This is a genomic window from Pseudokineococcus sp. 1T1Z-3 (assembly GCF_037482365.1).
GTDB lineage: Bacteria > Actinomycetota > Actinomycetes > Actinomycetales > Quadrisphaeraceae > Pseudokineococcus.
Map to the genome: position 1 here is coordinate 120,674 of NZ_JBBHZF010000018.1, position 16,628 is coordinate 137,301.

A 16,628-nucleotide genomic window follows, 5' to 3' on the forward strand; every position below is an offset into this window, starting at 1 on the left:
CAGGCTATCCGCGGCTGGCGGAGCCCCCGCACGCCGCGAGCTCACCGGCCTGCTGCTCGCCGACGTCGGCGCCCGTGGGGCCGGGGTCACCTCGCCCCGGGCCGCCGAGCAGGAGCGGGACGTTGTCGATGAGACGGGTGGCGCCGACCCGGGCGGCGACGGCGAGCAGCGCCGGGCCGACGGCGTCGTCGTCGAGGGCAGAGAGGTCGACGGGGTCGACGAGCGCGAGGTAGTCGACGTCGACGCGCGGCTCCTCGGCGAGGACCTCGGCGGCGACGGCGCGGACCTCCCCCGCCGGGGCGCCGGAGGCGGCGAGGTCGCCGCCGGCGCGCAGCGCGCGCGAGAGCGTCGTCGCGGCCCGCCGGTCGGCGCCGTCGAGGTAGGCGTTGCGCGAGGAGCGGGCCAGCCCGTCGGGCTCCCGGGAGGTCGGGGCGGCGACGACGTCGACGCCCAGGTCGAGGTCGGTGACCAGGCGCCGCACCAGCGCGAGCTGCTGGGCGTCCTTCTGGCCGAAGACCGTGACGTCGGGGCGCGTCAGCGCCAGCAGCTTGGCGACGACGGTGAGGACGCCGTCGAAGTGCCCGGGGCGGCTGGCCCCCTCCAGGACGTCGCCCAGCGCACCGGCGCTGACGCGCACCTGGGGCGGGCCGGCGGGGTAGACGTCCTCGACCCCGGGCACGAAGACGACGTCCACGCCCTCGTCGGCGAGCAGGTCGAGGTCGGCCGCGAGGGTGCGCGGGTAGCGGTCCAGGTCCTCGGCCGGCCCGAACTGCAGGGGGTTGACGAAGATCGTGACGACGACCGACGTCGCCCGTCGCCGGGCGGCCCGGACGAGGCAGGCGTGCCCCTCGTGCAGGGCCCCCATCGTCATGACGGTGGCGACGGGGCCGCCCAGCCCGGCTCTCGCGCGGGCCAGGTCGTCGCGGGTCCCGACGACGAGCGGCCCGTCGGCCCCCCAGCGCGAGCCGTGCCCCCGCGGGTCGTCCCGCCACGGGGTGGCCGCGGCCTCGTCGTCGAGCGTCGTCACCCGTCCATGGTGCCCCCAGGACGCCCCGCGCCCCGAATCCGGGCAGGTGCGTCAGCGCCCCTGCAGGACGAGCCGTCGACGACCCGCCCCCGCCGCTCAGGGTCGGGGCGGCTCGGCGAGGAGGGCGAGCATCTCGGCGGCGGCCTCGGGGCGCAGACGCCCGCGCGCCAGGGTGCGCTCGGCGGTCGCCCTCGCCAGCGCCCGGTGCGTCGCGAGCACCTCCTGCGAGCCCGAGCGGCGCGCCACCTCCGCGAGCGCCTCGCGGTGCTGGGCGAGCGTGCCGACGTCGCCGCGGGCGACCGGCCCGGTGAGGGCGTCGTCGCCCCTGCGCAGCGCGCCGTCCAGGGCTGCCCCGAGCAGCGGCCCGAGCACCCGGCCGGGCTCGGCGACCCCCGCGGCGGCGAGCAGCTCACGGGCCTGCGCGACGACGGTGACGAGGTGGTTCGCGCCGTGCGAGAGCGCCGCGTGGTACAGCGCACGGTCGGCCTCGGCGACGACGACGGGCTCCCCGCCCATCTCGACGACGAGCGCCTGGGCCACCGGCAGCACCGGCCCGGGCGCCGTGACGGCGAAGCAGCAGTCGACGAGGCGGGCCAGGTCCAGCGACGTCCCCGTGAAGGTCATGGCCGGGTGGACGGCGAGCGGGATGCCACCCGCGGCCCGCGCCGGCGCCAGCACCTCGACGCCGAAGCGGCCGGCGGTGTGGACGACGAGCTGGCCCGGCTGCCAGGCGCCCGTGGCGGCGAGGCCGTGCACGAGGTCGGCGAGCGCGTCGTCGGGGACGGCCAGCAGCACGAGCTCGGCCCGGCGGACCACCTCGGGCACCTCCAGCAGCGGCACCCCCGGCAGCAGGGCGTCGACCCGCTCGCGGGTCTGCTCGGAGACCCCGCTGGCACCCACGACGGCGTGCCCCGCCGCCCGCAGCGCCGCGCCCAGCACGGCGCCGACCCGACCACCCCCCACGACGCCGACCCCCAGGCGGCCGGGACGGTCGGCGGACGCCGGTGCGGGCCCGCCCGCCGCGGCGGGAGGCACGCCGTGCTCGCCCGGGGGCGTAGGGCCGTCCACGCCGCGGATGGTGCCACGCCCGCTGGGCGGCCCGCCGGGCCCTCGGCGCCTACTGTCGAGGTCGTGGGCAGGCACGAGAGGGTCGCGGCGCTCGCGGGCGAGGACCTCGCGGGCCAGCACGTCGCCGACCTGGGCTGCGGCGTCGGCCGGACCGTCCGCGCGCTGCTGGCCGCGGGTCCGGAACGGGTCCACGCCCTCGACCACGTCTCCGACCTCGACGACGACGTCCTCGTCGACCCGCGCGTCCGCAACCGGCTCGCCGACCTCGACGAGGGCATCCCCGTCTCCGACGGGGCGCTGGACGCCGCCGTCTCGCTCAACGTCGTCGAGCACCTGGCCTCGCCGACCCGCCACCTCGTGGACTGCCACCGGGTGCTCCGGCCCGGAGGGCGCCTCGTGCTCGCGCACAGCGACTGGGACACCGCCCTGTTCACGAGCAGCGACGACGCGCTGACGCGCGAGCTCGTCGACCGCTTCGGCGCCGCCGCGCACGGCCCCTCCCCCAGCTCGGACGGCTTCATGGGCCGAAAGCTGCTCGGCCTCGCCGACGCCGCGGCCGCGGCCGGCGCGCCCTACCGGCTGCGCTCGGTCGACGTCTGGGCCGATCCTCACCGCCGCTTCGACGACGGCTCGGTCGCCTGGAAGGTCGCCATGGCCGTGCTCGCCGCGGCCGCCGACGACCCGGGGCTCGCCGCCCGCGCGGCCGGGTGGGTCGAGGACCTGCGCGTGCTCGCCGACGCGGGGCAGTTCCTCTTCGCCGTCACCGACGTCGCGGTCGTGCTCGAGCGGGTCTGAGGTCCGGCTCCCCGGGGGCGCCGGCCACTCGGGCGCCTACTCCAGCGTCCGGTGCGGGAGGTCGTCGTCCTCCTCGTCGGCGTGGCGTCGACCGGAGCGCCCGAGCACGACCTGCTCGAGGCGGACCAGGCACTCGGCGTGCCGCGGACGCAGCAGCGCCTCTCGCAGCCTGCGCGGCGCGAGCAGGGCGACGCCCGTCGTGGCGTCCTCCCACATCCGCACGTGCGTCCCGCCGTCCACCGGCGTCAGCTCGATGTCCACCCGGGCGCGCCCCCACGGCCAGGCCTTGGCGAGCAGCTCCAGCCGGTGGGGCAGCTCCGAGCGCAGGACGCGGGTGCTGTCGTCCAGGTGCAGCGGCCACGGCCCGGAGGAGTGGTGCAGGCGCGAGCCCCGGGCGGGCCAGTCGTCCTCGACGCCGCGGATGCGGGCGGCGCCGACGACCCACAGCCCGTACAGCCAGCCGTCCTCCAGCACGGCGACGACGTCCTCCGGGGGGCAGGGGAAGGTGCGCTCGACGGTGGCCACGGCCGCATCCTCGCGCCTCTACTCCTGCGCGAGCGCCGTCATCCACCGTTCAGGGCCCGCGCGGCGTCGCGCGGCGCGCGCCCGGGTGGCCTGCTCCTGCAGCAGCTCGGCGGCGGCCGACGCCGTGAGGTGGTCCACCCGCGGGGTGACCGGCCCGGGCGTCACGTGCGCGACGACGCTGGCGAGGCCGAGCCGTCGCTGCACCGGCCCCTGGTCCAGGGCGAGGCTCTGCGTGCGCTCGTGCGGGACGACGTCGAGGTGGCGCACCAGCCGTCCGCGCCGGGCGAGCAGCGCCGTACCGGTCACGCGGTAGCCGTTGCGCCGCCAGGAGACCGGGTCGAGCCAGCGCGAGGAGCGCGGGGCGCACGTCCAGCCGGCGTCCTCCCCCGTGCCGGTGAGGCCCGCGGCGAGGACACCGGAGGGGTCCTCGACGCCGGGGTCGGGCAGCAGCAGCGAGAGGACCTGCACGGCCTCGGCCCGGGTACCGACCGGCAGCAGGACCGTCTCCTTGCCGACGTCCTCGGCGCTGCCGCCCGCGTAGCCGGCGACGTCCATCTGCATCGACCACCAGTCGGGGCCGCGCCACAGCAGCGGCTGGGTGAGGCGCACGGCTTGCACCCGGCCAGGCGGCACGGTCTGCGCGCGGGTCTCGGTGAGGCCGTGCCGCAGCCGCAGCCCGTCCGCCGACGCGGCGATGCGGAAGCCGAATCCGCGCGAGAAGGCGCCCCACACGCCGGCGACGGCGCCGAAGACGGCGGGGAACGCGCCGACGAGGATGCCCGGCCGGCCCGTGACGGCGACGGCCACGACGACGCCGACGAGCACCAGCACGGCGACCACCGGCCACACCGAGCGCACCATGCTGAGCAGCAGCCGGTCGACCGGGACCTGCAGCACCTCGCGCTCGGGGGCCTCGGGCGCCTCGCCCTGCTCGTCCTCGGTGACGCCGGCGGCGCGCGCGAGCAGGGTCCGGCGCAGCCGCTGGGCCTCCGCCGAGCGCAGGTAGGCGAGCGAGACGTCGGACCCGGCGCCGCCCGCGACCTCCAGCTTGAGCTCGGACAGGCCCGTGAGCCGGGCGACGAGCGGCTGGACGACGTCGACCGCCTGCAGCCGGTCCAGGCGCACCTGCCGCTGCTGGCGGTTGAGGACGCCGGTCCGCAGCTCGACGACCTCCTCGCCGACGCGGAAGCGCGTCACGCGCCAGGTGAGGTAGGCCCAGCCGGCCACGAGCAGCGCACCGCCGAGGACCAGCCCGAGGGAGCCGGCGACCCGGAAGGCCTGCCCCGGCGCGCCGGGGAAGTCCTCGCCACCGCCGAGGAAGGCCTCGCCCTGGCGCTGCACGACGAAGAAGAGCAGCACCGCGAGGACCGCCCAGCCCCGCACCAGCGGGGTGATGGGGTGCAGCCGCTTCCACGTGCCGTCGGCCTCGGGCGCCGGCTCCAGCTCGCCCCGCCGCTCGGCCCGCACGGCCTCCGCGGTCTCGGTCGAAGGAGCGGTCTCGGTCGAAGGAGCGGACTCGGCGGCGCGGGGGGCCGAGGTCGCGGGACCGTCCGCGGCAGGCGCCTCCTCGGCCGCCTGCCGGCCCCCGCGCGCCGTCGGCCGGTCTGCCGGCTCGCCGTGGTGCTCGGGCTCGGCGCTCCCGTCCCGCTCGAGGCCCCACGTGGCGGCCGGCCGCTCGTCGGACGTGCTCACAGCCCCGCCAGCCGCGCCTCACCGCGGGAGGCCAGCCGGTCGCGCAGGCGCTCGGCCTCCTGCGGCGGCAGGCCCGGGATGGTGGCGTCCGTCCCGGCGGAGGCGGTGTGCAGCTGCACGGTGGCGATGCCGAAGCGCCGGTCGACCGGTCCGGCCTGGACGTCGACGAACTGCATCCGGCCGTACGGCACGACCACGAGGCTGCGGAAGAGCAGACCGTGGCGCACGAGGAGGTCGTCCTCGCGCTCGGCGTAGCCGATGGCGTCCACCTGCCGGCCGATGACGAGCTGGCGGACGACGAGCAGCACGAGGAAGGGCAGCCAGAGCAGCACGACCCACCAGCGGTCGAGGGCGAGAGCCAGCACGACCGCCGGCACGAGCGGGAGGAGGTTGCCGATGGCGCTCCCGATGCGCCGGACGGTCGCCAGCCGCGGCGAGACCCGCTGCCAGTCGACGCCCGGGGGGTCGAAGACCCCGTCGTCCGCCCTGCCCGCCATCGCGCCGCCTCTCCCTCACCGGCCGCTCCCCGGCCGGCGTGCTGGGTCGAGCCTGGCACGGACCTCCGCGGGCCGTCGCAGCGCGGGGCGCCCAGGCCCCGACCACCACCCGCACCTCCCGGGCGGTGGACGTCGCCGGCCCCTCGGCGTCGAGGGGCCGGGCGTCGGGTCTGGCGGGGCGGGCGGACCGGCGTCAGCCGGAGATGAGGCCCTGCTCGACGAGGTACTCGCGGGCGACGTCGTCGGGCAGCAGGCGCTGCTGGTCGACCGCGGCGTTGAGCTCGCCGAGGTCCTCGGTCGTCAGCACCGGGGCGAGCCGGTTGAGGACCGCCAGCACCTCGCCGTCCACCGCCTCGGCGTTCGCGACCGGGATGAGGTTGTTGGCGGGCTGGACGTCCTGGTCGTCCTCCAGGAGCACGAGGCCGAGGTCGGCGAGCGTCGCGTCGGTCGTGCCGGTGAGCCCGAGGGGCACCTGGCCGTCGGCCACGCGCTGCTTGCCGGTGATGCTCCCGAAGCCGTCACCTGTCACGCCGCTGATGTCGATGCCGTACACGGAGGTGAGGGCCGCGGCGCACGTCGGCTGCTGCACGGGGTCGAGGCACTCCTCGCCCGCGGCGATCTCGACCGGACCGTCGAGGGTGGCCGCGAAGTCCGACAGCGTCTCGATGCCCTCGGCGTCGGCGCGCTCCTGGGTGATGTAGAAGGCGTTGTCGCTGCTGGCCGCCGCCGGCTCGCCGACGACGAGGCCGGACTCCTCGGCCAGCGAGGTGAGCGTCGTGACGGTCGCGTCGACGTCGGCGTCCGCGACGGCGCCCCCGCCGTCCTGGCCGCTCAGCCAGTCGGCCATCGCCGCCGCGTACTCGGGGACGACGTCGACCTGGCCGTCGATGAGCGCGGGCCCGTAGGTGGCCCGCGCCTCCGTGGCGGTGACGGTGACGTCGTAGCCGGCGTCCTCCAGCAGCGCGGCGTACATGCTCTCCATGAGCGCCATCTCGGTGAAGGTCGCGCCGCCGACGGTGATGGCGCCACCGCCACCGCCGCCGTCGGAGCCGGTGCCGGTGTCGTCGCCGGCGAGCTGGTCACCGCCACCGCAGGCCGAGAGGCCGAGGGCGGCGGCGAAGGTCACGGCCAGCAGTGGGGTACGTCGCAGAGCAGTCATGGTCTCGCCTTCTGTGTCCCGCGGTGAGCACCGCGCGTGTCCGGCGGACCTGAGGTGGCCCGCGCCGCCGTCGAGTAGACATCGCAGCCGTGGGCCGCGCCCGCCAGGGTGGAGCCGTCGGCGTCACGATCGCGTCACACGACCCCCGCCGCGGACCACCTCCTCGCGGGGACGACGGCGTCGCCGGCGACCACGGCGGCACGCGGGCGGGCGATCTCCAGCCGCTGCCGCGCCAGCTCCTCGACCGCCTCGACGGTGGTCCGGCCCAGCGGTCCGGCCCAATGTTCCGGCCCAGCGTCTCGGCCCAGCGTCTCGGCCTCGCCCGGTGTGCTCATCGTCGAGCAGCAGCAGGCCGACGTGGGCGGTGCTCCCCTCACTGCTCGCTGCTCGCAGCGTCGCCCCGGTCGCCCTGGAAGTCCGCGACGCGCGGGGTGCGCGGGCGTGCGGTGACGCGCGGACCTCGCGGGCCGCAGGACGGCGTGGCGGCCCGAGACGTCCGCGCCCACGAGACGAGACGGCGCGGCGACCCGCCACGTCCGCGACGCGCGGACTACGCGGGCCCTCGGTGACGAGTGCGGTCTCGCACGCGGCCCGAGCCGCCGTCGTCACGGGTCGCCGGGCCGACGCTGCGGGCTCGCGACCGCTCCTCGGGGTGCTCCTGACGCGAGGCCCGGGCCGACGCCCCGCTCAGCCCGACGACGCTGCTCAGCCCGACGACGCCGACGCCGCGGCGACCTTCCCGGCCCGGCGCCCCTTCCCGGCAGCGGGCCGGGAGGAGCGGCGCCCGACCCGCTTCTCCAGCGCGGCGAGGGCGAGCTCGACGACGAGCGCGAGCGCCGCGACCAGCAGGGCTCCGGCGATGACGCGCGGCTGGTCCTGGCTCGCGACGCCGGCGGTGATCGTCGAGCCGAGCGTGCGGGTGCTGACGAGCCCGACGACCGTCGTCGTCGCCACCACCTGCACCGCGGCGATCCGCAGCCCGACCATGAGCAGCGGGGTCGCGAGCGGCAGCTCGACGCGCAGGAGCATCTGCGCGGGCGACATCCCCAGGCCGCGGGCGGCGTCGACGGCGGAGCGGTCGACCTCGCGCATGCCCGTGTAGGTGTTCGTCAGCAGCGGCGGGACGGAGAAGAGCGCCAGGGCGAGGACGAAGCTGCCGGTGTTGTCCCCCAGCGGCTGCGGCAGCAGCACGAAGATCACGAGGATGGCGAAGGTGGGGATCGCCCGGCCGATGTTCGAGATGTTGATCGCGAGGGCCCCGCCGCGGCCGGTGTGCCCCAGCACCAGCCCCAGCGGGACGGCGACGAGCGTCGCGACGAGAAGCGCGAGCGCCGAGAGCCCGAGGTGGTCCAGGAGCCGGGCGCCGAGGCCGCTCGTCCCTTCCCAGCTGGCGCCGTCGAGGAGGAAGGAGAGCGCGTCCGTCAGCCAGCTCATGCGGCCACCCCCCGTCGCCACGGCGTCAGTGCCTTCTGCAGCGCCAGCAGCAGCAGGTCGACGGCGAAGGCCAGCAGCACCGTCAGCACCGACGCCGTGAGCACCTGCGCGAAGAAGCGCGTCTGCAGCCCCTCGAACAGCAGGTTGCCGAGCCCGCCGTGGGCGACGACGGCGCCGACCGTCGTCAGGGCCACCGTCGAGACGCCAGCCACCCGCAGGGACGCGACGAGGGAGGGCACGGCGAGCGGCACCTGCACCTGCCACAGGAGCCGCTGCGGGCCGTACCCGACGCCGCGGGCGGCGTCCTCGACGGAGGAGGGCACGCCCTCCAGCCCGGCGACGACGCCGCGGACGATGATCGTCAGGGAGTACAGCCCCAGGGCGAGCACCACGGTCGTCACCGTGAGGCCCGTGTACGGCAGGACGAGGACGAAGAGCGCCAGCGACGGGACCGTGTAGACGATCGTGGCGGCGCCGAGCACCACCGTCTTCAGCCACGGGGTCCGGCGGGCGAGCAGCGCCAGGGGGAAGCCGACGAGCAGGCCGATGGCCAGGCTCAGCACCAGGATCTGCACGTGCTCGCCGACGGCGTCGAGCAGGATCGACGACCGCGTCTCCAGGTAGAGCGGGCAGACCCACTCGTTGCGGGTCAGGCAGTTGTCGGCGAGGCTCGCCGAGTGGATCACGGAGACGACCGGCACCAGCGCGACGCTAGCCCAGAGGCCATGATCCGGCTCGACGGCCTCGGCAAGCGGTACCCCGACGGGACGGTCGCCGTCGACTCGCTCGACATGGGCGTCGGGCGCGGCGAGCTCATCGCGCTCGTCGGCCCCTCCGGCTGCGGCAAGTCGACGACGCTGCGGATGGTCAACCGCCTCATCGAGCCGACGAGCGGGCGCATCGTCCTCGACGGCGACGACGTCACGAAGGTGAGCACCGTCCAGCTGCGGCGGCGCATCGGCTACGTCATCCAGCAGGTCGGGCTCTTCCCCCACCTCACCGTCGGCGCCAACGTCGCGACGGTGCCCCGGCTGCTCGGGTGGGAGAAGGGGCGGACGCGGGAGCGCACGGCCGAGATGCTCGACCTCGTGGGGCTGCCGGCGGGCACCTACGCCGACCGGTACCCGCACGAGCTCTCCGGCGGCCAGCAGCAGCGCATCGGCGTCGCCCGCGGGCTGGCGGCCGACCCCGACGTCCTGCTCATGGACGAGCCCTTCGGCGCCGTCGACCCCATCGCCCGCGACCGGCTGCAGGGGGAGTTCCGCCGCATCCAGTCCGACCTGCACAAGACGGTGCTCTTCGTCACCCACGACATCGACGAGGCCGTGCGGCTGGCCGACAAGATCGCCGTCTTCAGCGAGGGTGGGCGGCTGGAGCAGCTGGCCGACCCGGCGTCGGTGCTGGGTGCGCCGGCCAACCAGTTCGTCGCAGACTTCGTCGGCAGCGACCGTGGGCTGCGGCGCCTGGCCGTGCAGCCGGTGGAGGAGCAGGACCTCGTCCAGCCGCCCGTCGTCCGCCTGGCCGACCGCGCCGCCGACGCGCGTGCCGCCGTCGACCGGGCGCCCGAGGGCTACGCCGTCGTCGTCGACGACGCGGGCGACCTGCGGGGCTACGTCGGCGGTCCGGCGCTCGCCCAGGCCCCTGGTGACGCGGCCGTCGAGGACGTCGCGCGGCGTTTCGGCGAGACGGTCGAGCTCGGGACCTACCTGCGGGTGGCGCTCTCCGAGCTCGTGCGCCACGACGCCGGCTGGCTGCCCGTCGTCGCCGGCGACCGGTACCTCGGCGTGCTCACGCCCGAGGCCGTGTACGCGGCGCTGCGCCGCACCGTGCCGGGCGACGGCGGGGTCGACGCCGAGCAGGAGCGGCCGCTGCTGAAGGCTGTCTGATGCTCGCAGCCGTCCGCGCCCTCCCCCTGCCCGGGCCGCACGGGCCGCGGCACCCCGGCCGACCACCCGGAGAGGCGATGATCGAGGCATGAGCAGCACGCAGCGCCCGGTCGCGGTCCTCGGTGCTGGACTCCTCGGGGCGGCCATGGCCACCCGCCTCGGCGAGCGCGGGCACGACGTCCGCCTGTGGAACCGCTCGCCGGAGAAGGCCGAGGCCGCGGCCGCAGGCCCGGTGCGCCCCGTGGCGGACCTGGCGGAGGCCGTGGACGGCGCGGGGGTGGTGCTCACGGTGCTGCGCGACGGTGACGCCGTCGCCGAGGTCGCCGAGCGCTTCCTGCCCCGGCTCGGCGACGGCGCGGTGTGGGTGCAGGCGAGCACGGTCGGCCCGGCCGCCGCGGACCGGCTGCGGGCGATGGCGGAGTCCGCAGGGCGCGCCGTCCTCGACGCCCCCGTGTCGGGCAGCACGACGCCCGCGCGGCAGGGCGCGCTGACGTGGCTGGTGTCCGGGGACCCCGCGGCCCTCGAGCGCGCGCGCCCGGTGCTCGACGACCTCGGCCAGCGGGTGCTGCACGTCGGCGGCGCGTCCGAGGGCAGCGCGCTCAAGCTCGTCGTCAACGCCTGGATGACGGGCGCGACCGCCGTCATGGCCGACTCCCTCGCGCTGGCGGCGACGCTCGGCATCGACCCCGAGGACCTCCTCGGCGTCCTCGACGGTGGCCCGCTCGGGATGCCCTACGCGCTGACGAAGGCCCAGATGATGCGCGGCGCGTCGTCCGGCGGCGGCTACCCGGCCGGCTTCCCCGCCGAGCTGGCGCTGAAGGACCTCGACCTCGCGGCGGCCGGCGGCGTCCTGCCCGGCTCGCTCGAGCCTGTCCGCGAGCGTCTCCGGGCGCTGGTCGACGCGGGGCACGGGCGCGACGACGTCGCCGTCCTCGCCGAGCGGGGCCAGGGCGAGTAGGCGACGACTCGCCCCGACGCCCCCTCGCACCGCACGGGCGGCGTCACGCCGGCTCCTACTCGGGGACGACGACGGACAGCGCGCCGGTGCGGACGTCGTAGACCGCACCGGCCACCGGCAGGTCCTTCGGCAGGTAGGGCGAGCTCCGGATCCGCTGGACGTCGTGGGCGAGCGTCGCGCCCTGGTCGGCGATGGTCCGGAACTCGAGGCTCCTCGTGTCGAGGCCGCTCCCCTCCTTGATCGTCTCGTGGACCTGCTCGTCCGTCGCCTTCGTCATCCGGCAGTCGGTGTGCGCCATGACGAGGACGCGCTCGACCCCGAGCAGGTGCGTCGCGAGGACGAGCGTGCGCAGCACGTCGCCCGTCACGCGGGCGCCGGCGTTGCGCATGATCTTGGCGTCGCCGGGCCCGAGACCGAGGGCGTGCAGAGGCTCGATCCGCGAGTCCATGCACATGACGAGACCGAGACCCTTGGCCGCCCTCCCGGGCAGCCCGGCGTCGGCGAAGGTGCGCTGGTGCTCGACGTTGCCGAGCAGGAGGTCGTCGAAGGCGCTCACGCAGCGCATCACACCAGGTCAACGACCGTTCGGCAGCACCGCGCCACATCTCGGGCGCCGTCAGGCCTGCGGCAGGGTCAGCCGGCCTCGCAGGTCGCGTCGTCCTCGACGTCGGCCTCGACCTCGCCCGGGTCGAGGTCGAGGTCTGACAGCGCGGCCTCGCCCTGGGCCCAGGCCGCCACGGCGAGCTGGGTGCCGTCGGTCGAGCACAGGACGGTCAGCGCGTACGCGCCGTCCTGCGTGCGCTCCTCCTGCAGCTCCCCGGCGAGGGCGACGACGGCCTCCTCGACCGGGACCTCGTCCACCGTGACGACGATGTCGGTGACCCCCTCGCCCTCCTCCTCGGAGGTGATCTCGTACGCCGGCGCCTGGCCGACGATCTCCGGCTCGATCTCGGTGCCGGTCTCCTGCGACGCGCCGCAGGCGGGCAGCAGGAGGACGAGCGGGGCGACGGCGAGGAGGTGTCGGGCGCGCATGGCGCGACAGTGCCACGCGCGCCCGTACGCCGCACCGCAGGCCGTGCGGGCAGCGAGCAGCGCGCACCGGAGGCGGAGGCGGGGGGCGCGCGAGGGGCCTCAGGCGGTGCCGGAGCGCCCGGCCGCCGCCAGCCGGGCACGGAGGTCGGGCCACGAGCGACCGTGGGCGGCGACGAGCAGCGGCGTGGTCCAGCTGCTCTCCCCGTCGCCCTCGGCGACGTCCTCGCCGCCGACGAGCGCGGTGCCGCCGTCGGAGCGCACGGCGCGCACGAGCGGGTCTGCGGCGCGGCGCGCCTCCGAGCGACGCGACCCCGTGGTGGCGGCGAGCGCCCAGAGCTCCTCGGGCGCGCCGCCCGCGGTCGCCGCGACGACGGCGCCCACCGCCTCGCCCGGGCGCACGTGCCCGCCGGGAGCGGCGCGCGCGGGCCGCGACACCGGGTGGCGCAGCCGGCCACCGACGTCGACGAGCACCTGCCGGCCGGCGGCGGGCACCGGCAGGGCCAGGTGCAGCCCGCCGAGGCGGCACGGGGCGGGCGGCTCGACCCTCGCCTGGCCCCGCAGCGAGAGGACACCCGCCGGGTCGAGCGAGAGCGAGACCTCGACGAGGAGCCGCCGGCCGGCGTCCCGCGCGCGCACCTGCAGCCGTTGCCGCCCGTCTGCCGTCACCGAGAGGGACGTGCGCTCGCGCACGAGCGAGGGCGCCGTCCCGGCGGGCCGCAGCCCGAGCCCGGGGACGGACGGGCAAGGCCCTTCTCCCGCCGCGGGCGACCCGGCGCCAGGACCGCCCGCACCGGGCCGGGCGGGCGGCAGCGCGAGCAGCGGGGCCCCCGCGTCCTCGCCGGGCAGGGCCGCGGCCAGCGCGTCGGTCTCGTCGACGGTCAGCTCGCCGAGGTCGGCGCCCCAGTGCAGCACGCGGGGCAGCCCGGGCACGCCCACGGCCAGCAGCAGGCTCGTGCCGCGCGCCCGCAGGTGGACGACCGAGGGCACGCCCCACGGGTCGGGGACGCCGTCCAGCAGCTCCTCGACCTCTTCGGGCGTCTCGCGCCCCGCGGAGCCGCCCTCGGGCAGCCCGCCCGAGGCCTCGCCCGCCGGCTCGACCACCGCAGCGCACCCCCTCGTGCCGGCGACCACCCCTCGGTCGCGACCTGCCACGAGTGTGCTCCCCTCAGGGCAGCCGCAGGACCCGGGCCTCCCACGGCCTCAGCACCGGCTCGGCGGTGTCGGTGCGCGCCTCGCTGCCCAGCACGAGCTCGGCGCCGACGGCCTCGGGCAGCAGCTCGGCCAGGTCGACGGGGGTCGAGGAGACGTTCGCGACGACGAGCAGCTCCTCGACCGCCGGCTCGCCGTCCTCGCCGGCGCCCTCCAGGCGACGGGTGAAGGCGTAGACCTGCTCGTGCTCGGGCAGCAGCGTCGTGAGGTCGCCGAGCGCCACCACCGGCCACGTGTGCCGCAGCGCGACGAGGCGGCGGTAGTGCGCCAGCACCGAGTGCGGGTCGTCGGCCTGCGCCGCGACGTTCCACTCCCGGTGGTCGGGGTTGACGGCGATCCACGGCTCGCCGCTCGTGAAGCCGGCGTGCGGCGAGCCGTCCCACTGCACCGGGGTCCGGGCGTTGTCCCGGCTCATGAAGGCCACGCCGGGCAGGACGTCCTCGACGGGGACGCCCGCGGCCAGCTGCTCCTGCAGGTGGTTGACGCTCTCGATGTCGCGCAGCTGCTCCGGCGAGGACCACGGGAAGCTCGCCATCCCGATCTCCTCGCCCTGGTAGACGTACGGCGTCCCCCGGTGCAGGTGCAGCAGCGTGCCCAGGCAGCGCGCCGAGGCCGCCCGGTGCTCGGGGGAGTCGTCGCCCCACCGCGAGACGACGCGCGGCTGGTCGTGGTTGTTCCAGTAGAGGCTGTTCCAGCCCCGCTCGGCCAGGCCCTCCTGCCACCGGCCGAAGGAGGCCTTGAGGTCGCGCAGGTCCAGGGGTCTGGCCTGCCACTTGCTGCCGACGTGGTCGAGGTCGACGTGCTCGAACTGGAAGACCATGTCGACCTCGGCGCGCGCCGGGTCGGTGAAGAGACGCGCGTCCTGCACGCCCACGCCGGGCATCTCCCCGACGGCGAGCAGCGCCTCGGGGCGGTCGGCGAAGACCTCCGCGTGCATCTCGGCGAGGTACTCGTGGACGCGGGGCCCGGAGCGGAAGTGCTCGCCGCCGTCGGCGAGCCCGGTCGCCGGGTCAGGGCCTGCGCCGTCGGGCAGTGCGCCGTCGGCGCCGACGGCCTTGCTGACGAAGTTGATGACGTCCATGCGGAAGCCGTCGACCCCCCGGTCGAGCCACCACCGCATCATCGCGTGGACGGCCCCGCGGACCTGCGGGTTCTCCCAGTTGAGGTCTGGCTGCTTGCGGGAGAACAGGTGCAGGTAGTACTCCCCGCTCGTCTCGTCGAGCGTCCAGGCGGGCCCCGAGAAGGCGGACCGCCAGTTGGTCGGCTCGGCCCCGGGCGCGCCGGCCTCGAGCCCGTCGCGCGGTGCGCGCCACCAGTACCAGTCCCGCTTCTCGCTGCCGGCGCCGCTGCGGGACTCGACGAACCAGGGGTGCTCGTCGCTCGTGTGGTTGACGACGAGGTCCATGACCAGCCGCATGCCCCGGGCGTGCAGCGCGTCGGTCAGCTCGTCGAGGTCGGCCAGCGTGCCGAAGGTCGGGTCGACGTCGTGGTAGTCGCTGATGTCGTAGCCGTTGTCGTCCTGCGGCGAGGCGTAGACCGGTGAGAGCCAGACGACGTCGACGCCGAGGTCGGCCAGGTGGTCCAGCCGCGAGGTGATGCCCCGCAGGTCCCCGACGCCGTCGCCGTCCGAGTCGGCGAAGGAGCGGGGGTAGACCTGGTACACGACGGCGCTCGTCCACCAGGGCGCCGGACCGGGACCGGGACCGGCGCCGTCGGGCGCGTGCAGGACGCGCGGCCGCACCCCCGAGGCCTGCACCTTCGAGGAGGGCCCCGCCGACGAGGGCCCCGCTGACGAGAGGTCGGTCGACGAGGCGTCGGCCGTCGGACGGTCGGTCGTGGGCGTCCCCATGCGGGCATCCTGCCCCCCGGGAAGTCCGGCGACTCCGGCACGCCATCTCCGCCGTCGTCTGCGCGAGGATGGCGACATGAGGATCAGGCAGCAGGTCGTGGTCTTCGACGCGGCGGACCTCGGCGCCGAGAGCAGCTTCTGGGCCGGTGTCCTCGGCGGGAGCGTCGAGGCCGACGACGACTGGCACATGGTGCAGACCGACGGCGAGGTGCGCCTCGCGGTCCAGCTGGCGCCCGACCACGTCCCGCCGAGGTGGCCAGACGGGAGCCCGCAGCAGATCCACCTCGACCTCTGGGTGGACGACGTCGACGAGGCCCACGACGAGGTGATGTCGCTGGGCGCGACGCTGCTCAGAGCCGCGGAGGAGACCGACGAGCCCGACGCCTTCCAGGTGTACGCGGACCCGGCCGGACACCCGTTCTGCCTCTGCTGGGTGAAGAAGCGGGACTGAGCGCTCGGCCCCTGTCGCCGCCCGGTCTCAGGCGGCGGCGCGCTCGCCGTCGGCGCGCACGGCTTCCACCACCTCGGCGAGGACCCGCTCGGAGACCTCGTGCGGCACCTGGCAGGTCCCCGCGGCGACGTGCCCGCCCCCGCCGTGGGCCAGGCAGACGGCGCCGACGTCGACCGGCGAGGTGCGGTCGACGATGGACTTGCCCACCGCGAGGACGGTGTTGACCTTGCCGCGGCCCCAGAGGACGTGGACGGAGACCCGCGCCTGCGGGTACAGCGCGTAGACGACGAAGCGGTTGCCGGCGTGGATGACCTCCTCCTCGCGCAGGTCCACGACGACGACGTCGCCGACGACGCGGGAGCACCGTCGCAGCTGGGCCACGAAGAGCTCGTGCTGCGCCCGGTAGAGGTCGACGCGCTCGGCGACGTCGGGCAGCGCGAGGATCTCCTCGACGTCCTGGTGCTCGCGGCAGGCGTCGACGAGCTGCATCATCAGCTGGTAGTTCGAGACGCGGAAGTCCCGGAAGCGGCCGAGGCCGGTGCGGCTGTCCATGAGGACGTTGAGCAGCGTCCAGCCCTGCGGGTCGAGCACCTCCTCGACGTCGTAGGAGGCCGAGTCGGCACGGTCGACGGCCTCCATGAGCGCCGCGGAGACGGAGGGGAAGCGCGCGGCCCCGCCGAAGTGGTCGAAGACGACGCGGGCGGCGGAGTCGGCGTCGGCGTCGATGACGTGGTTCGCCCGCTCGCCGGCCAGCCGCAGCGTCTCGGAGTGGTGGTGGTCGAAGACCAGGTGGGCGCGGGCGTCGTAGGGCAGGTTCGTGAGGATGTCGCGCCCGGTGATCTCCACGACGCCGTCCTGGACGTCCTTGGGGTGGACGAAGGTGATCTCGTCGACGAGGTCGAGGTGACGCAGCAGCACCGCGCAGACCAGGCCGTCGAAGTCGCTGCGGGTGACCAGGCGGTGCGCCACGGGTGCCTCCAGCACGTCACGGGCGCCCGTCCGCAGGCACCCCTCGACCACCCGTCGGCAGGGCGGAGGTCGTGGCT

18 protein-coding genes are annotated in these 16,628 nt (G+C 76.2%); 4 read left to right on the top strand and 14 right to left on the bottom strand.

Features of this window, described 5'->3' with window-relative positions; genetic code table 11:
- Positions 1 to 4 precede the first annotated feature (4 nt).
- A complete protein-coding gene (gene panC / locus WDV86_RS05690; protein WP_445262959.1) occupies positions 5 to 916 on the bottom strand; it encodes a pantoate--beta-alanine ligase in 912 nt (303 codons plus the stop codon).
- A 207-nt stretch (positions 917 to 1,123) separates the two neighbouring features.
- A complete protein-coding gene (locus WDV86_RS05695; protein ID WP_445262960.1) occupies positions 1,124 to 2,062 on the bottom strand; it encodes a Rossmann-like and DUF2520 domain-containing protein in 939 nt (312 codons plus the stop codon).
- Positions 2,063 to 2,158: 96 nt separating this feature from the next.
- Here WDV86_RS05695 and WDV86_RS05700 point away from each other — a divergent pair, with 96 nt between their 5' ends.
- A complete protein-coding gene (locus WDV86_RS05700; RefSeq protein ID WP_339566630.1) occupies positions 2,159 to 2,890 on the top strand; it encodes a methyltransferase domain-containing protein in 732 nt (243 codons plus the stop codon).
- A 36-nt stretch (positions 2,891 to 2,926) separates the two neighbouring features.
- Here WDV86_RS05700 and WDV86_RS05705 read toward each other — a convergent pair whose 3' ends face one another.
- The 7 genes from WDV86_RS05705 to WDV86_RS05735 form a co-directional block, all read right to left on the bottom strand.
- Positions 2,927 to 3,415, bottom strand: coding sequence for an SRPBCC family protein (locus WDV86_RS05705; RefSeq protein WP_339566631.1), 489 nt, complete (start codon positions 3,413 to 3,415; stop codon positions 2,927 to 2,929).
- An 18-nt stretch (positions 3,416 to 3,433) separates the two neighbouring features.
- Complete coding sequence (locus WDV86_RS05710; RefSeq protein WP_339566632.1) at positions 3,434 to 5,107, bottom strand: PH domain-containing protein; 1,674 nt, start codon at positions 5,105 to 5,107, stop codon at positions 3,434 to 3,436.
- Positions 5,104 to 5,604, bottom strand: a complete 501-nt coding sequence (locus WDV86_RS05715; protein ID WP_339566633.1) for a PH domain-containing protein — start codon at positions 5,602 to 5,604, stop codon at positions 5,104 to 5,106. The genes WDV86_RS05710 and WDV86_RS05715 overlap by 4 nt, the downstream gene beginning before the upstream one ends.
- 193 nt (positions 5,605 to 5,797) lie before the next feature.
- Entirely contained in the window at positions 5,798 to 6,763 is a 966-nt protein-coding gene (locus tag WDV86_RS05720) for a glycine betaine ABC transporter substrate-binding protein (protein WP_339566634.1), read from the bottom strand.
- Positions 6,764 to 6,897: 134 nt separating this feature from the next.
- Positions 6,898 to 7,098, bottom strand: a complete 201-nt coding sequence (locus WDV86_RS05725; RefSeq protein ID WP_339566635.1) for a hypothetical protein — start codon at positions 7,096 to 7,098, stop codon at positions 6,898 to 6,900.
- Positions 7,099 to 7,468: 370 nt separating this feature from the next.
- Positions 7,469 to 8,197 carry an ABC transporter permease gene (locus WDV86_RS05730; RefSeq protein WP_339566636.1) on the bottom strand — a complete coding sequence of 243 codons (729 nt, stop codon included), beginning with the start codon at positions 8,195 to 8,197 and terminating at the stop codon, positions 7,469 to 7,471.
- Positions 8,194 to 8,898 (bottom strand): ABC transporter permease, encoded by a 705-nt coding sequence (locus WDV86_RS05735; RefSeq protein WP_339566637.1) that lies wholly within the window; start codon positions 8,896 to 8,898, stop codon positions 8,194 to 8,196. The genes WDV86_RS05730 and WDV86_RS05735 overlap by 4 nt, the downstream gene beginning before the upstream one ends.
- 24 nt (positions 8,899 to 8,922) lie before the next feature.
- Here WDV86_RS05735 and WDV86_RS05740 point away from each other — a divergent pair, with 24 nt between their 5' ends.
- Together WDV86_RS05740 and WDV86_RS05745 are read left to right on the top strand one after the other, a co-directional pair.
- Positions 8,923 to 10,083, top strand: coding sequence for an ABC transporter ATP-binding protein (locus WDV86_RS05740; RefSeq protein ID WP_339566638.1), 1,161 nt, complete (start codon positions 8,923 to 8,925; stop codon positions 10,081 to 10,083).
- A gap of 88 nt (positions 10,084 to 10,171) precedes the next feature.
- Positions 10,172 to 11,041, top strand: coding sequence for an NAD(P)-dependent oxidoreductase (locus tag WDV86_RS05745; protein WP_339566639.1), 870 nt, complete (start codon positions 10,172 to 10,174; stop codon positions 11,039 to 11,041).
- A 55-nt stretch (positions 11,042 to 11,096) separates the two neighbouring features.
- Here WDV86_RS05745 and WDV86_RS05750 read toward each other — a convergent pair whose 3' ends face one another.
- From WDV86_RS05750 to WDV86_RS05765, 4 genes are all read right to left on the bottom strand, one after another.
- Complete coding sequence (locus WDV86_RS05750; protein ID WP_339566640.1) at positions 11,097 to 11,606, bottom strand: beta-class carbonic anhydrase; 510 nt, start codon at positions 11,604 to 11,606, stop codon at positions 11,097 to 11,099.
- A gap of 68 nt (positions 11,607 to 11,674) precedes the next feature.
- Complete coding sequence (locus WDV86_RS05755) at positions 11,675 to 12,073, bottom strand: hypothetical protein (RefSeq protein WP_339566641.1); 399 nt, start codon at positions 12,071 to 12,073, stop codon at positions 11,675 to 11,677.
- 99 nt (positions 12,074 to 12,172) lie between these two features.
- Positions 12,173 to 13,174: a hypothetical protein gene (locus WDV86_RS05760; RefSeq protein ID WP_339566642.1), complete on the bottom strand. Its 1,002-nt coding sequence runs from the start codon at positions 13,172 to 13,174 to the stop codon at positions 12,173 to 12,175.
- A gap of 64 nt (positions 13,175 to 13,238) precedes the next feature.
- Entirely contained in the window at positions 13,239 to 15,131 is a 1,893-nt protein-coding gene (locus WDV86_RS05765; protein ID WP_339566643.1) for a glycoside hydrolase family 13 protein, read from the bottom strand.
- Between the two features lie 76 nt (positions 15,132 to 15,207).
- Between WDV86_RS05765 and WDV86_RS05770 the strand changes: the two genes are divergently transcribed.
- On the top strand, positions 15,208 to 15,582 hold the full coding sequence (locus WDV86_RS05770; protein ID WP_339566644.1) for a VOC family protein: 375 nt from the start codon (positions 15,208 to 15,210) through the stop codon (positions 15,580 to 15,582).
- Positions 15,583 to 15,609: 27 nt separating this feature from the next.
- Here the strand turns inward: WDV86_RS05770 and WDV86_RS05775 are convergent, their stop codons facing one another.
- Positions 15,610 to 16,551, bottom strand: a complete 942-nt coding sequence (locus WDV86_RS05775; RefSeq protein WP_339566645.1) for an exopolyphosphatase — start codon at positions 16,549 to 16,551, stop codon at positions 15,610 to 15,612.
- Between the last annotated feature and the right edge of the window lie 77 nt (positions 16,552 to 16,628).